Source organism: Flavobacterium sp. XGLA_31, from assembly GCF_051547105.1.
Classification (GTDB): Bacteria; Bacteroidota; Bacteroidia; order Flavobacteriales; family Flavobacteriaceae; genus Flavobacterium.
Genome location: NZ_JBPTTM010000006.1, coordinates 1 through 15554, shown reverse-complemented (window position 1 = coordinate 15554; position 15554 = coordinate 1). Strand labels below are relative to the sequence as shown.

Sequence of the window (15554 nt, the reverse complement as noted above, 5' to 3'; positions counted from 1 at the left end):
TGTAGTGCTATTTAACGATAAATTTGGTAGGTTCCCTTAATATCTTGGGAGCTTTATTAAAACCGTTTATCTTTGTTTTCCCTTTTTAAATATGTCATTACCAATTTATTATGAAGCATCTTTTATCCGCAATTACAGTTTTAATTACTGCCTTAACATTTAGTCAAAATAATGATGGTTTATGGAAAAGAACCTCGTTAAAATCATCTGCTGTAGTGATAGAAAATAAGAAAGAAATAAGCAATCCGCAGCTTTATGAGTTAGATGTCACAAAACTGAAACAAATATTAGCGACTGCTCCCAAGCGATTCAGTTCAAATCAACCATCAAATAGTATACTTTCTTTTCCGAATACTGAGGGAAAACTGGAGCAATTCAACATAGAGGAAAATTCCAATATGGATCCTCAATTGGCAGCGAAGTTTCCGGACATCAAATCCTATATCGGTAAAGGGATTGATATCCCCTCATCTACAATTTATTTCAGTGTTTCACCGCTGGGATTGGAAAGTATGCTCATTTCGGCTGACCGTTCCGCCGTTTTTATCGAACCATTTGCAACTGATTTGAGCTCCTATGTGGTTTATAAAAAATCAGATAAAAAGGCAACACTCAATACTTTTGAATGTAAGGTATTGACCGCTGTGCAAAATGATATTACCACTACAGGAATTACAGCCCGCCCAAATGCTGACGATGCTTTAATGAGAACTTATCGTTTGGCCCTTTCGGTTACAGGTGAATATACGGCTTATTTTGGAGGCACAAAGGCTTTGGCTTTAGCAGCGATGAATAATACCATGACCCGCGTAAACGGTGTCTTTGAAATTGATTTTGGTGTGCATATGAATTTGATTGCCAATAATGATGTGTTAATCTATACCAACGCCTCAACAGATCCCTATTCTGCTGCGTCCACCGGGGCAGGAGGGGCTTGGAATACAGAGTTACAAAACAACCTGACGAATACCATTGGAAACGCAGCTTATGATATAGGTCATCTCTTTGGAGCCAGTGGCGGTGGCGGAAATGCCGGTTGTATCGGATGCGTCTGTGTCGATGATACAAGCAGTACTACTGATGAAAATAAAGGGAGCGGATTTACTTCTCCCTCTGATGGAATTCCGTCAGGAGACAATTTTGATATAGACTATGTAGCCCATGAAATGGGACACCAGTTTGGCGCCAATCATACATTTACTCATAGCAATGAAGGTACCGGTGTACAAGTGGAACCGGGTAGCGGTTCTACAATTATGGGTTACGCCGGAATCACCTCTCTTGATGTGCAACCCCATTCTGATGCCTACTTTCATGCTGTAAGTATTCAACAGGTTACAAATTATATTAAAACAACGACTTGTCAAACGAATACTGCTACAGGAAATGCTATTCCAACTGCCAACGCCGGTTTGGATTATACTGTTCCTAAAAGCACGCCGTTCATGTTAACCGGAGCAGGAACCGATGCAAATGGTGATACGCTTACCTATGATTGGGAACAAATGGATTCACAAACGACTTCAGCAGCACCGAGTGCTACAAAAACTTCCGGGGTCAATTTTAGATCATATAACCCCACAACATCGCCCATACGCTATTTTCCTAAAATGTCTTCTGTATTGGCCGGAGCAACCACCACTGCAGGAACTGAAATTACTGTAGAAGCATTACCCTCTGTTGCAAGAACATTGAATTTCAGGCTTACAGTGCGTGACAATCATACCGGAGGACCGGCTAATAATAGTGATGATATGGTTGTTACGGTCAATGCTACCGCGGGACCATTTGCTGTGACTTCTCCCAATACTGTAGTTTCCTATCCAGCGGGAAGTACCCAAACCATAACATGGAATGTGGCCGGTACTACGACCAATGGAGTCAATTGTGCTAATGTAGATATACTGATTTCAACGGATGGAGGGACCACTTGGTCTACATTGTTGGCTGCCACGCCGAACGATGGATCACAAGCTGTAACTTTACCAAGTACTCAAGGGACTACTAACAGAATTATGGTAAAGGGTAGCAGTCATATCTTTTTCGATGTATCCAATACTAATTTTACTATAACCGCGGCTTCATCAGATACAACGCCTCCTTCAGCTCCAACTTTAAGTGCTTCCGGAACAACTGTAAATTCTACTAATTTATCATGGACAACATCAACCGATAATGTTGGAGTTACCGGTTATGATGTGTATCAGGGTGCTGTTTTATTGGGTTCCACTACCACAGCCACTACTTATGCCGTCACAGGCTTAACACCTTCTACGGCTTATTCTTTTACCGTAAAAGCACGTGATAATGCCGGAAATGTTTCTGCTTCCAGCAATACAGTTTCCGTAACCACTTTATCAGACACCACAGCGCCAACAGCACCTACCTTATCTGCTTCGGGTACCACATCCACCGCAACGAATCTTTTCTGGACAGTTGCAGCAGATAATGTTGGGGTAACAGGATATGACGTTTATAAAGACGCTGTTTTATTGGGTTCTACTACTACAGCCACTACTTATGCGGTGACAGGTCTAACAGCAAATACCACCTATGTTTTTACAGTGAAAGCAAAGGATGCTTCCGGAAACACATCCGCTGCCAGTAATTCAGTTAGTGTAACAACTGCTTTGTTTACCTATTGTACTTCTCAGGGAAATAGTGTAGCAGATGAATTAATAGGCAGAGTACAATTGGGCTCTATTGATAATACTTCGACCGGCGGTACAGGTTATACCGATTTTACAGCAATTTCCACTAATATAACACAAGGAACTGCTCAAACCATTACAATAACTCCAACCTGGACATCAACAGCGTACAGCGAAGGTTACGCGGTTTTTATTGATTATAACAAAGACGGTGATTTTGCAGATGCGGGAGAAACAGTTTGGACTAAAGCTGCTTCAACCACAACTCCGGTTTCGGGAACTTTCACTGTTCCGGTAACGGCTACTTTGGGCGCTACGCGCATGAGAGTTTCTTTAAAATACAATGCTATTCCAACGTCGTGTGAAACTTTTTCTTACGGACAAGTTGAGGATTATACTGTAGTGGTTGTGGCAGATACATCAGCCCCATCAACTCCAACCGGATTGACCGCTTCGGGAACTACACAAAGAACTACTAATTTGGCATGGACCGCATCCACAGATAATGTGGCCGTAGCAGGTTATGATATTTATAAAAACGGAGTTTTATTAGGCTCAACTACCACAGTTACAGGCTATGCGGTTTCCGGATTGACCTATGCCACAACTTACTCGTTTACAGTCAAAGCGAAAGATGCCGCCGGAAATGTTTCCAATGCCAGTAATACGGTTAATGTGACTACATTAACACCTCCTACAACTACGGCTACCTCTTGTGGTTCTTACACCTGGGCAGTAAATAATCAAACTTACACCAGTAGTGGAACCTATACCGGAATTAATGCGAGCGGAGATACCGAGTTTTTGAATTTGACAATTACTTCTTGTACATCAGTAGTAAACTTAAAACTTTTTATAGAAGGATATTACAACACAACTACCCACAATATGCGTCCGGTAAAAGCCAATCAGGGTATTGGCAGCAGTACAACTCTTGTTGATGATATTGCGGTTGAGTTGAGAAATTCATCTACAGGGGCTTTAGTTGCTACAACCACAGTGGCATTACAAACAAATGGATCGGCTACAGCCAGTTTCAATACAGCACCAAGTGGTTCCTTTTATTTAGTTGTAAAACATAGAAACACACTGATGACATGGAGTGCAACACCTGTCACTGTGGGGTCAACTCCGCTTACGTATGATTTTTCTAATGCAATTAATAAAGCATACGGCAGTAATATGATTCTTTTGGAAAGTGGGGTTTATGGCTTATATTCAGGAGATATTGTTCAGGATGGCTTTTTGGACCTCTCTGATTTTACAGGTTGGGAAGTCGATTATAATGCTTCACAAACCGGATACTATGCCGCCGATTTGAACGGAGACGGATTTGTAGATCTTTCAGATTTTACCATTTGGGAAGCAAATTACAACAAATCCTTATTTGCCAATTATCCTGCTTTTTAATTTAACATAAAGCGGTAAATAGATTCAAAAGCATTCTGTGAAGAATGCTTTTTTAGTTAAAAAAAATACCGATATTTGCCTCTCCTTTACAATTAAATACCACAAAATATGGGAATGAATAAAAATACAGTCTTAGGCTGGGCCACTTTAATCATGATTATCATGGGGTTAATCCTGATAGCATTAGGCGTTTATCGCTATGCCGATGTAGCCGGTTGGGGATTCGGAGCGGTAGGAGTCGGCTTTTTAGCCAATGCCTGGGTTTTCAGTTCTTTGAAAGGAAGAGTTTAATCATACGTTTAAAAAGTAAATTATATTAAAATGTCAGACGATAAGAAAGTAATATTTTCGATGCAGCGATTGAGTAAATCGTATCAGGGAAGTGACAAACAAGTACTAAAAAACATCTATTTAAGTTTCTTTTACGGAGCTAAAATTGGTATTCTCGGATTGAATGGTTCGGGAAAATCTTCGTTGTTGAAGATTATTGCCGGTGTGGATAAAAATTACCAAGGAGATGTGGTTTTCCAACCGGGTTATACGGTAGGGTATTTAGAACAGGAACCTCAATTAGATGAGAACAAGACCGTTATCGAAGTAGTTCGTGAAGGCGTGGCGGAAACGATGGCGCTTTTAGAAGAGTTCAACCAAATCAACGATATGTTTGGTTTGCCGGAGGTATATGAAGATGCGGATAAGATGGACAAACTGATGGAACGTCAAGGACTATTACAAGATAGAATTGATGCCTGCGGTGCTTGGGAAATTGACAATAAATTAGAAGTAGCCATGGATGCGCTTCGTACACCGGAAGGCGATATGCCCATCAGTGTATTATCCGGAGGAGAGAAACGTCGTGTAGCCTTATGTCGCTTGTTATTGCAACAACCTGATGTATTGCTTTTGGATGAGCCTACCAACCACTTGGATGCAGAAAGCGTACTTTGGTTAGAGCAACATTTGGCACAATACGCCGGAACAGTAATCGCGGTAACGCACGACCGTTATTTCTTGGATAATGTAGCCGGATGGATTTTGGAATTAGACAGAGGAGAAGGCATTCCATGGAAAGGAAACTATTCGTCTTGGCTTGACCAAAAATCGAAACGTATGGAGCAGGAAGAGAAAGTGGCCTCTAAACGCAGAAAAACATTAGAACGCGAGTTAGACTGGGTACGTCAGGGAGCCAAAGGAAGACAAACCAAACAAAAAGCCCGTTTACAGAACTACGACAAACTTTTAAATGAAGACCAAAAAGAGTTGGATGAGAAATTAGAAATCTACATCCCGAATGGTCCGAGATTAGGAACTAATGTCATTGAGGCTAAAGGCGTAGCCAAAGCTTTCGGAGACAAATTATTATACGATAATTTAAACTTTACTTTGCCACAAGCAGGAATTGTTGGAATTATCGGACCGAACGGTGCCGGTAAATCAACAATCTTCCGAATGATTATGGGGGAAGAAAAACCGGATGCCGGAGAATTTATCATAGGAGATACCGTGAAGATTGCTTACGTCGACCAATCCCATGCTAATATCGACCCGAATAAATCCATTTGGGAGAACTTCTGTGACGGTCAAGAATTAATTATGATGGGCGGAAGACAAGTGAATTCGAGAGCGTATTTATCTCGTTTTAACTTCGGTGGAAGTGATCAAAACAAAAAAGTTGCGGCATTATCGGGTGGAGAAAGAAACCGTTTGCATTTGGCCATGACCTTAAAAGAAGAAGGAAACGTGTTATTGCTTGATGAGCCAACGAATGATTTAGATATTAATACGTTACGTGCACTAGAGGAAGGTTTGGAGAACTTTGCCGGCTGTGCTGTAGTTATCAGTCACGACCGTTGGTTCTTAGACAGAATTTGTACCCACATTTTAGCTTTTGAAGGCAATTCAGAAGTATACTATTTTGAAGGTGGGTTCTCCGAATACGAGGAAAACAAAAAGAAACGTTTAGGTACGGATGTGACTCCGAAAAGAATTAAATACAGAAAGTTGGTCAGAAATTAACAATTTACAGATAAAATCCCGAGTAATCGGGATTTTTTTATGGGGGAAATCTTTATATTTGAGGATTCAACAAAAGTGATGATAAGAGCTAAATTTTATAGTTTTTTATTCGTGGCAATTTTCTGTTTAACCACTGCTATGGCTCAAAATCATAAAGCAGAAAAAGCCGTCATAGAAAATTTGCTCAACAGGGCCGTTGCTGAGTTTAACGATGCTGAATATGATGATGCACTCGAGTTTTCCAAACATGCCTTGGTCAATTCTTTCGAAATTAATGATGATTCTTACATCGCTCAATCATACAACACGATTGGCGGTATATACAATGAATGTTCAGAATCAGAAAAAGCCATAGAGTTTTACAATAAAGCGCTTTCTTATGCTAAGAAAGTCAAAAAAGACAAACTTTACAACTGGATTTACGGCAACCTTGGCAGCGTTTACTACTTCAATCAAATAGATGTAAATAAAGGGATTGCTTACTATAAAAAGGCATTGTATTATGCTACTAAAAGTAAAGATATCCCTCAGATAGAATATACTAAAATTAATTTGGCAAGTGCCTACTTTTCGATTGATAAATTTGACGAAGGCAATGAAGTAATTAAAGACATCAAAGACAAGATTTTGACCAGTGGTTCTGATGATGCTAAAATGTCGATGTATCTTTTGTTGGGAATTTACACCACCAATATCAATCAAAAAGCCACTGCCGAAAACTATTATTCTAAAGCTCAAAAAATTGCGGAAACTCAGGGTTTTGATTCCTTTTTAATTAACATTTACGAAAATCAGATACGTCATTACAAGCATTTCCATGAATTAGCCAAAGCCAAATTGTATCAACTGAAACTGGATTCTTTGAGCAAGCAGGTGTATTCCAAGGACAAATTAGACAAAATCAAAAAGGCGGCCACTCAAATCGAATTGGATGAGTATAAAATTCAGTTGGATAAAGTGGAAAAGGCCAATGAGAAACACAAAAAGAGCCTTAAAGAATCCAAGCTGATTGTGATTCTGTTTATTGCAATTCTTATTGTGCTGTTATTGTTTTTACTCACGTTGTACAAGAATATCAAACTGAGAGAACAGGCCAATTTAGAACTGTTACAAGCCAATGAAGCGCTAAAAGCAGCCAAAGAAAAAGCGGAAGAGGCTTCCCAACTCAAATCACAGTTTGTTTCTACCATTACGCACGAATTGAGAACTCCTTTGTATGGGGTTATCGGTATCACCAACATTATATTAGATGAGCATAAGGAACTGGGCAACAGCCCGCATCTGAAATCGCTTAAATTTTCGGCTAAGTATTTATTGTCTTTAGTGAATGATATTCTTCAGATTAATAAAATAGAAGAGAAACGCATCGTTTTGGAAAGCCTGATTTTTAATCTTACCGACGAAATAACCACCATTAAAAACTCAGTAGAGTATATCGCCGACAAGAATAATGATAAGCTTATCATTGAAATTGACACCGCTATTCCGGAATTTCTAATTGGAGATAAGCTGAGGTTGTCTCAAATCATTATGAATTTGGTCAGCAATGCTCTGAAATTTACCAAAAACGGAGAAGTTTCCATCATAGCCGATTTAAAGAAAACAGAAGGCAATATGTATTATATTGAGTTCAAAATCAAGGATACCGGTATTGGTATTGCCAAAGAAGACCAGGAAAAAATCTTCGATAAGTTTGTTCAGATTGAACGCAAGGAAGAAGATTATCAAGGCACGGGCTTAGGCTTGTCAATAGTTTCCCGATTGATAGAACTGTTTGGCAGTGAAATTCACCTGGAAAGCGAAGAAAATGTTGGGACTACGTTCTATTTTACCATCGGATTTGAGTATGATGAAGAAAAATCAAGAGAAATCATCAACAACATTGACGTAGATTTGTCTTCAAGTCATTTGTACAATATATTGGTGGTGGAAGACAATAAAATCAACCAAATGGTAACCAAAAAAATCATCCAAAACAGCAATATGAGCTGCACCATAGTGGATGATGGATATGCTGCTTTAGTAGCTTTGGAACGCGAATCTTTTGATTTGATTTTGATGGATATCAACATGCCGCTAATCAACGGATTTGACACGACTCGTAAGATTCGGGAAAAAGGCATCACTACCCCAATTATCGCCCTGACCGCTTTTGACAAACAGGAAGTCATGGAAGAAGCGTTAGGAGTCGGGATGAATGACATTATGGTGAAACCGTTTGAACCCACTAAGTTGTATCAGGTTATTACCAATCAGGTTAAAAACAGTAACGAAAACGCCGGTTAATACCAGCGTTTTTTGTTTTTCTTAGAAGCGTCTGACTTTCTCGATTTGGATTGTCCGTCAGGTTTCTTTTTATTTCTTAAATCAGGTTTGGCATCCGGATTGGGCTCGGAGTCTTTCCACGGAAACGGATGGTCTTTGATGGTTTTGACATTCACCTTGATGAGTTTCAAAATATCTTTCCAGTACGGTTCCTCGTCTTTGCCGCAAAATGAAATCGAAATACCGCCATTGCCGGCGCGACCGGTTCTACCGATTCGGTGTACATAGGTTTCGGGAATATTCGGCAAATCAAAATTAATGACATAAGGCAAACTTTCAATATCAATCCCTCGGGCCGCGATATCAGTAGCGACCAACACCGAAATTTCTTTGCTTTTAAAATGATCCAGTACCCGTTGTCTTGCGGTCTGCGATTTGTCACCGTGTATGGCCTCGGCATTCACGCCATGCTTTTTCAGGGCTTTGACCACATTGTCGGCACCGTGTTTGGTACGTACAAAAACCAAGACGTTGCTGAGGTTTTCATTGCGAATCAAATGGTATAATAGCCCGCGTTTGTTTTCTTTGTCAACAAAATAAACCTGTTGCTCTATGATTTCAGCAGTTGATGATACCGGGGTTACCGAAACATATTCCGGTTTGTTTAAAAATGTATCCGCCAATTCCCGAATGGCCATCGGCATAGTTGCTGAGAACAAGAGCGTTTGTCGGTTGGTTGGAACTAGTTTTACAATTTTGCGGACATCGTTGATAAAACCCATGTCAAGCATCAAATCCGATTCGTCTAAGACCAAAAAATGCAAATGGTCAAAATCCAAAAAGCCTTGTTTGTGCAAATCCAATAATCTGCCGGGTGTGGCAATTAAAATATCAACCCCTTTTTTCAATTGGTCCACTTGCGGTACTTGTGAAACTCCGCCAAAAATGGTCAATTGTCTCAGGTTGGTATACTTTCCGTAAGTGTCAAAACTTTCGCCAATCTGAACCGCTAATTCTCGGGTAGGCGTTACTACCAAACAACGAATTTGTTTTGTTTTCTTGGAGGACCCCACCATACGGTGCAGGTTGTGAATTATAGGTATAGCAAAAGCGGCTGTTTTTCCGGTTCCGGTTTGAGCACAACCTACTAAATCTTTTCCGGCCAAAATGATGGGAATTGATTTTTCCTGAATAGGGGTTGGGCTGGTGTATCCTTCTTCAAAGACGGCTCTCTGAATACTGTTGGATAATGATAAATCTTCAAATAACATAAATAGGACTTACGTTTAATGTAAGTTGTCGCAAAGATAGGGTTTTTAAATTTGGCATGACAACAGCCGTTGCTGAGAAACGTTAACCTCCTTTTTTCGTGGGGTTACTCCTCATTTAGTTTGGAGAACTACTTCTTTTGTTTGGAGTACCCGTTATTTCATTTAGAGAACTATTTCTTTTGTTCGGGGTACTCGTTATTTAGTTTGGAGTACTGTTTTTTTTGTTTGGAGTACCCGTTATTTCATTTAGAGAACTATTTCTTTTGTTTGGAGTACTCATTATTTAATTTAGAGTACTCGTTATTTAATTTACAGTACTCATCATTTAGTTTTTAGTACTCTTTTACAAAAGTTCTCTTCTCGACTTGATAAAATCGGTTACCAAATAGCCAATTAATTTGCCTATCAGATGGTTGTTTTTTTCTTCTCCTAATTCGGGGGCACCTTCACAAATGTGCAGGTAGGTAGCATTGCGGTGTTTGCCAAAAAAGTTTACAAACTGACGCAATTCTTCTACCGAAAATCCGCTCATCGTCATAGCGCTGCTGGCAATGTTGGGCAAGGAGTCTAAATCAATTTCAATACCGTAAGCTTCATTTTTGATAAACTCCATGGCCGTATTGAGCTCTTGTTGAAAGTTCTTTTGTTGGCGTACCTTGATTTCATCATACGTATTGTAATTTACCCGATCTTCCATTTTTTTCAGGATATCGATGACATTTTTGGAGGTGTAATTTTCGTGTAAACCAAAGATGAAATATTTCTTTAAAAAACCTTCTTCATAAGCATAAGAGAAACCGTTACCACTATGGCGTCCTTCCAGAATTCTGAAATCGGAATGCGCATCAAAGTTGATGGCATTAACGGGTTTTCCTAATCCGAGCGCTGTTCCTTTGATGTTTCCGTAGGCATTATTGTGCCCGCCACCAATAATGATAGGTGTTTTACCGCATTTGATGATGGTAGTAATCACATGTACCACTTCTTTGTCAATTTTTTCAACCAACAGACTCAGTTGTTTTCTATCGGCGGTTTTATGAAAATCCAAATCTTTAGCCAGATTCATTTCTTCCGCCACATCGAGTGTACCCAGAATAATGATTTGACTTCCTTTGCAGAAGCGATTGTGTTGAATATTAGCAATACTGCTGATGGCACTCTTCCAGGCAGAAGCGGCTCCGGGACGGCCAAAATTGGCTCTGACTCCCACATCTTCGGGAATACCGAAAAGGACATATTTGGCTTCGCTGTTTTTGATGAATTCAATAGGATTTCCCTCTTTGGGAATGGTGAGCATTTTTTCGCCAAACTTCACTTCACCACTTCGGTGGTTGGTTACTTTGGCCAAATCAGTGATGGTAAACGGAAGTATATTTTCCATTGAATAAAAATATTTCTTCAAAAATATAATAAAAATGCGTAATTTTCGTTACTAAATTAAATAGTATTAACATTGTTAAATAAAAATTCTAAGACATGGAAAATCAGAACAATAATTCAAAACTAAAAGGAATAATTGGGCTATTGGCGTTACTGTTGGTGATCAGTTTGGTTTATATTTTCAAACTAACTTCAGACGCAAAATCATTGGAAACTACTGTAACCACCACAAAATCAGAAAAGGAAGCGGTATTGAAAGACTTAGCAGCCTTAAAAGCAACGTACGATGCCGCCTTGGAAGAAAATACCTCTATGTCTGACGAGCTCATTGCGGAACGCGACAAAGTAGTAAAGCTGATGGAAGAATTGAAAAAGTCTAAAGGAGACAATGCTTCCCTGCAGAAATATAAAAGTCAATACAAAGCTTTGGAAGTTAAGATGAAAGATATGATGGTTCAGGTGGATAATCTGAAAAAAGAAAATCAAACCTTGACTACTAATCTGGACAGCACCAAAGTGGTATTAGAAGATTCTAAAAAATACAATCAGGTTTTGGTGGGACAAAATGAAGAATTGGCTAAAACTGTTGAAAAAGGACAAAAATTGTCTGTTACCAATTTAAAAACAGCGGCTTATAAACAAAGAAGCTCCGGAAAGCAAATAGAAACTGATAAATCCAGCCGAGCTGATTTGTTGCAAATTAGTTTTACCATAGCCGAAAATAAAATAGCCAAGTCAGGTGATAAAACCTATTATATTCAGGTGATAGACCCTAAAAATAATGTGTTAGGAGATAAAGCCACTACTTCTTTTGGTGATACATCCTTGACATACAGTTTTACCACAACGGTAAAATATGAAAACAAAACGGTAGATGTAAAAGAGCAGTTACCGGGTAAAGATTTTGCCAAAGGAACCTATTTTGTCAATGTATTTGACAAAGGCGAATTGGTTTCTAAAAGCAGTTTCTCGTTGCGATAATAGTGTTAAATACAGCTAATAAAAAAGTCCCGATTTCGGGACTTTTTTTATGCAATAAGAATACCGTTTAACAGTACCGTTTCAATCAGGTTGCTGCCAAAGGCATACGGAATTTCATAAAAGGAATTTAATGGTTTGGTCATAATCAGATTCGCCTTTTTGCCTACGGTTATACTGCCGTGGGTTTCCGAAAGCCCCATAGCATACGCCCCATTGATAGTCGCAGCATTGATGGCTTCCTCGGGAGTCATTTTCATTTTGATACAGGCAGTTGCCACCACAAAGTTCATATTTCCGGAAGGTGTAGTTCCCGGGTTAAAATCAGTGGCCAAGGCCAGTGGTAAACCGGCATTGAGCATTTTTCGGGCAGGAGTATACGGAATACTGATAAAATAAGAACAACTGGGCAAAGCCACCGGCATGGTATCGGATCCTTTGAGCGCTTCAATGTCTTCATCAGTCACAATTTCGAGGTGGTCTACGCTAAGGGCATTGTGCTTCACACAAGTAGCAATTCCGTTAATGGCAGTAAACTGATTTACGTGTATTTTAGAGCGCAGGCCATATTGTTTTCCGGCTTCCATGATTCGTTCGCTTTCCTCTACCGAGAAATATCCGGTTTCCAGAAAAGCATCAATGTAATCGGCCAGATTCTCTTCAGCGATTTTGGGCAGCATCTCGTTAATAATGATATCAATGTAAGCGGCATGGTTTTCTTTGTATTCCAACGGAAAAGCATGAGCACCCAAGAAAGTGGCTTTTATGGCAATAGGATAATCAGCGGCTAATTTTTTTATTACCCGAAGCATTTTCAGTTCGCCTTCTACGGTTAAACCATAACCCGATTTGATTTCAACCGCTCCGGTGCCTTGTTGGATGACTTCTTCCAAGCGTTTTTTGGACTGATTATAGATTTCTTCTTCAGGAGTTTCATTGAGTTTTTTGGCCGAATTTAGAATACCACCGCCGCGATTCGCAATTTCCTCATAGCTCAACCCATTGATGCGGTCTACAAATTCCTGCTCGCGATTTCCGGCATATACAATATGTGTATGGCTGTCACACCAAGATGGTAAAACTATTTTTCCTGTGGCATCAATGATTTTGTCTGCGTTGATTTTCGGGCAATCTTCCATGGGACCGAAAGCGGCAATACTATCATTTTCTATCAGCAAAAAGGCATTTTTGATTGAAGGTAAAACGGCCATGTCCGCTCCGGAAACTTTGTCAACCGGAGTTGTTCTGACTTGCAATAATTCTTTTATGTTGATGAGTAGCGTTTGCATTCGGATGATTTTCGGTAAAAATAGTTTGAAAAAAAGAAATATTCTTAAATTTAAACAAATTTAGAATTCGTGAGAAAAATAAAATACAAGAAAGGTAAAAAAGTGCAACCCACTTTGCTTGAATATACCGGTGTTCACAAGTACACACAAACCGAAATTCAGTTGTTTGTTTATGATGATCCCGACTTGGCGGAGTACCATGAATTTGATGTAAGTGAAATGCAAAAACATATTGATTTTGCTAAAACCAATTGGCTCAATGTTCATGGACTCAATGAAACCGAGGTGATTAAAAGCATTGGTGATTATCTTGGGGTTGATAATTTTATGTTGTCTGATATTTTGAATACTACCAAGAGAACCAAATTGGATGAATACCATGATACCTTGTTTTTCAACGTCAAATCCCTTTTACCCGAGGCAGAGAGTAATGACATCAAAGTAGAACAAATCAGTTTTTTATTGAAGAATGGAATTTTGGTTTCATTTCAGGAAAAAAGAAGTGATTTCTTTACTCACATTCGGGAACGCATCCGCTCACATTCAGGCATTGTCAGAACCAAAAAAGCAGATTATCTCTTATATCTTTTGTTGGATGCCATTATGGAAAACTTCTACATTACAATTGAAACCGAAGAAGACAAAGTGGAAGAACTGATTAATTTATCAAAAACAAATACTAATCTTTCCATTTTAGAACAAATTGAAAAGCATCGCGATAATTACAACTTTTTGAAACGTTCTATTATTCCGTTGCGCGATTCGTTATACTCTATCAAAAGCATTAAGGACGACAATGTTTTCAATGCGATTGAACCCAACAATTTTACTTTTTTTGAACGCTTGCACCAAAAATGCTTGGAGCTTTTGGAGCAAATAGAATACGATTTGACTACTTTAGACAGTGCCGCAAACTTCTTTTTTTCGTCACAGAGTCATAAAATGAATGAAGTAATGAAAACCCTGACGGTGGTTTCGGTTTTCTTTATGCCACTTACTTTTATTGTTGGAGTTTACGGTATGAATTTTGAAAACATGCCCGAGTTGCATTGGCCTTATGGCTATTTCATTATTTTAGGACTCATGTTCCTGCTGCTTTTAGGAATGATTTACTATTTCAAAAAGAAAAAGTGGTACTAGGAAGGTTGCCCTTTTTTCAGTATCAACTTCAAATAAAGTAAACCTACAATTCCGGCTATAAGAGAGGAGAGTAAAATCATGATTTTGGCATTATTGATGTGAGCACTGTCTGAAAAGGCTAGGAGTGTGATGAATATTGACATGGTGAACCCAATACCGCCTAAAAAGCTAACACCTAAAATAGATTTCCAATTTAAATCTTCGGGCAGTTTGACTATTTTTAATTTCACTGAAATGTAACTGAAAAACCAAATACCTAATGGTTTTCCAACGATTAATCCCAAAGCTATTCCTAAGGTATAGCTATAATTTAATGCTTCGTGCCAATTGGAATTCAGGACGATAGCTGTATTGGCTAAGGCAAAAAGCGGCAGGATAATAAAGGCCACCGGTTTATGCAAATAATACTGTAAAATATAAGAAGTTGATTTCTCGTTTCCGTTGCCAAACGGGATGGCAAAGGCTAAAAGTACCCCCGTTATGGTAGCATGAACTCCCGAATTCAACATAAAATACCACATTACAATCCCTCCGAGTATGTATGGAATCAGGTTACGGACTTTCAATCGGTTTAATAAAAGCAAAAAGGCAAATATCCCTAATGCGATTAAAAGGTTACTCCAAAGCAAGGTTTTAGTATAAAAAAGAGCAATGATTAAAATAGCTCCTAAATCGTCAATCACAGCCAACGCGGTTAAAAAGACTTTTAATGAAGTGGGGACTTTATTTCCTAACAGTGACAAAATACCAATAGCAAAAGCAATATCTGTTGCCATGGGAATTCCCGCTCCTGATTGTGTAGTTGTTCCGTGATTTAAACTCAAATACAAAACCGCCGGAACCAGCATACCACCCAAAGCAGCTACGATGGGAAGCAATGCATTTTTTAGGTTTGATAACTCTCCTGCGTAGATTTCTCTTTCTAATTCCAATCCGATTAGCAAAAAGAAAATGGTCATCAACCCATCATTAATCCAATATTCAAGAGGATGATTGTTCATTTGAAAATGCCAAAGATGTAAATAACTTTCGCTCCAATTTGAATTTGCCAGAAGTAATGATAGTAAGGTACAGCCGATTAAAGTGAAGCCACCGGCTTTTTCACTTTTAAAAAAATCATTGAAAAGTTTGCTTATTTGCATAAATTCAAAGAT

At 39.0% G+C, this 15554-nt stretch carries 10 protein-coding genes; 6 read left to right on the top strand and 4 right to left on the bottom strand.

Annotated features, from left to right (window positions below; translation table 11 throughout):
* Window positions 1-110: 110 nt before the first annotated feature.
* The 4 genes from ACSVH6_RS10860 to ACSVH6_RS10845 all read left to right on the top strand — a co-directional run bounded on the left by ACSVH6_RS10860 (window position 111) and on the right by ACSVH6_RS10845 (window position 8363).
* The gene (locus tag ACSVH6_RS10860; RefSeq protein ID WP_438078382.1) at window positions 111-4061 is read left to right on the top strand and encodes a reprolysin-like metallopeptidase; all 3951 of its coding nucleotides are present in this window, start codon (window positions 111-113) and stop codon (window positions 4059-4061) included.
* A 108-nt stretch (window positions 4062-4169) separates the two neighbouring features.
* Window positions 4170-4352 carry a CAL67264 family membrane protein gene (locus ACSVH6_RS10855; RefSeq protein ID WP_438078380.1) on the top strand — a complete coding sequence of 61 codons (183 nt, stop codon included), beginning with the start codon at window positions 4170-4172 and terminating at the stop codon, window positions 4350-4352.
* Window positions 4353-4382: 30 nt separating this feature from the next.
* Window positions 4383-6077 carry an energy-dependent translational throttle protein EttA gene (gene ettA / locus ACSVH6_RS10850; RefSeq protein ID WP_438078378.1) on the top strand — a complete coding sequence of 565 codons (1695 nt, stop codon included), beginning with the start codon at window positions 4383-4385 and terminating at the stop codon, window positions 6075-6077.
* A gap of 138 nt (window positions 6078-6215) precedes the next feature.
* The gene (locus tag ACSVH6_RS10845) at window positions 6216-8363 is read left to right on the top strand and encodes a response regulator (protein WP_438078376.1); all 2148 of its coding nucleotides are present in this window, start codon (window positions 6216-6218) and stop codon (window positions 8361-8363) included.
* Here ACSVH6_RS10845 and ACSVH6_RS10840 read toward each other — a convergent pair.
* The gene (locus ACSVH6_RS10840; protein WP_438078374.1) at window positions 8360-9613 is read right to left on the bottom strand and encodes a DEAD/DEAH box helicase; all 1254 of its coding nucleotides are present in this window, start codon (window positions 9611-9613) and stop codon (window positions 8360-8362) included. The genes ACSVH6_RS10845 and ACSVH6_RS10840 overlap by 4 nt on opposite strands.
* Before the next feature lie 343 nt (window positions 9614-9956).
* Window positions 9957-10994, bottom strand: coding sequence for a formimidoylglutamase (locus ACSVH6_RS10835; RefSeq protein ID WP_438078372.1), 1038 nt, complete (start codon window positions 10992-10994; stop codon window positions 9957-9959).
* Window positions 10995-11089: 95 nt separating this feature from the next.
* On the opposite strand from ACSVH6_RS10835, the gene ACSVH6_RS10830 reads away from it, so the two are divergent.
* On the top strand, window positions 11090-11974 hold the full coding sequence (locus tag ACSVH6_RS10830; protein WP_438078370.1) for a hypothetical protein: 885 nt from the start codon (window positions 11090-11092) through the stop codon (window positions 11972-11974).
* A gap of 47 nt (window positions 11975-12021) precedes the next feature.
* Here the strand turns inward: ACSVH6_RS10830 and hutI are convergent, their stop codons facing one another.
* Window positions 12022-13260: an imidazolonepropionase gene (gene hutI, locus ACSVH6_RS10825; RefSeq protein ID WP_438078368.1), complete on the bottom strand. Its 1239-nt coding sequence runs from the start codon at window positions 13258-13260 to the stop codon at window positions 12022-12024.
* Window positions 13261-13329: 69 nt separating this feature from the next.
* On the opposite strand from hutI, the gene corA reads away from it, so the two are divergent.
* Entirely contained in the window at window positions 13330-14400 is a 1071-nt protein-coding gene (gene corA, locus ACSVH6_RS10820) for a magnesium/cobalt transporter CorA (protein WP_438078366.1), read from the top strand.
* Here the strand turns inward: corA and nhaA are convergent.
* Window positions 14397-15542, bottom strand: coding sequence for a Na+/H+ antiporter NhaA (gene nhaA / locus ACSVH6_RS10815; protein WP_438078629.1), 1146 nt, complete (start codon window positions 15540-15542; stop codon window positions 14397-14399). The genes corA and nhaA overlap by 4 nt on opposite strands.
* Window positions 15543-15554 lie beyond the last annotated feature (12 nt).

Bases quoted from the DNA above. Each gene is read 5' to 3' on its own strand.
- ACSVH6_RS10860 (WP_438078382.1), top strand. From the start codon at position 111: ATGAAGCATCTTTTATCCGCAATTACAGTTTTAATTACTGCCTTAACA.
- ACSVH6_RS10855 (WP_438078380.1), top strand. From the start codon at position 4,170: ATGGGAATGAATAAAAATACAGTCTTAGGCTGGGCCACTTTAATCATG.
- ettA (WP_438078378.1), top strand. From the start codon at position 4,383: ATGTCAGACGATAAGAAAGTAATATTTTCGATGCAGCGATTGAGTAAA.
- ACSVH6_RS10845 (WP_438078376.1), top strand. From the start codon at position 6,216: ATGGCTCAAAATCATAAAGCAGAAAAAGCCGTCATAGAAAATTTGCTC.
- ACSVH6_RS10840 (WP_438078374.1), bottom strand. From the start codon at position 9,613: ATGTTATTTGAAGATTTATCATTATCCAACAGTATTCAGAGAGCCGTC.
- ACSVH6_RS10835 (WP_438078372.1), bottom strand. From the start codon at position 10,994: ATGGAAAATATACTTCCGTTTACCATCACTGATTTGGCCAAAGTAACC.
- ACSVH6_RS10830 (WP_438078370.1), top strand. From the start codon at position 11,090: ATGGAAAATCAGAACAATAATTCAAAACTAAAAGGAATAATTGGGCTA.
- hutI (WP_438078368.1), bottom strand. From the start codon at position 13,260: ATGCAAACGCTACTCATCAACATAAAAGAATTATTGCAAGTCAGAACA.
- nhaA (WP_438078629.1), bottom strand. From the start codon at position 15,542: ATGCAAATAAGCAAACTTTTCAATGATTTTTTTAAAAGTGAAAAAGCC.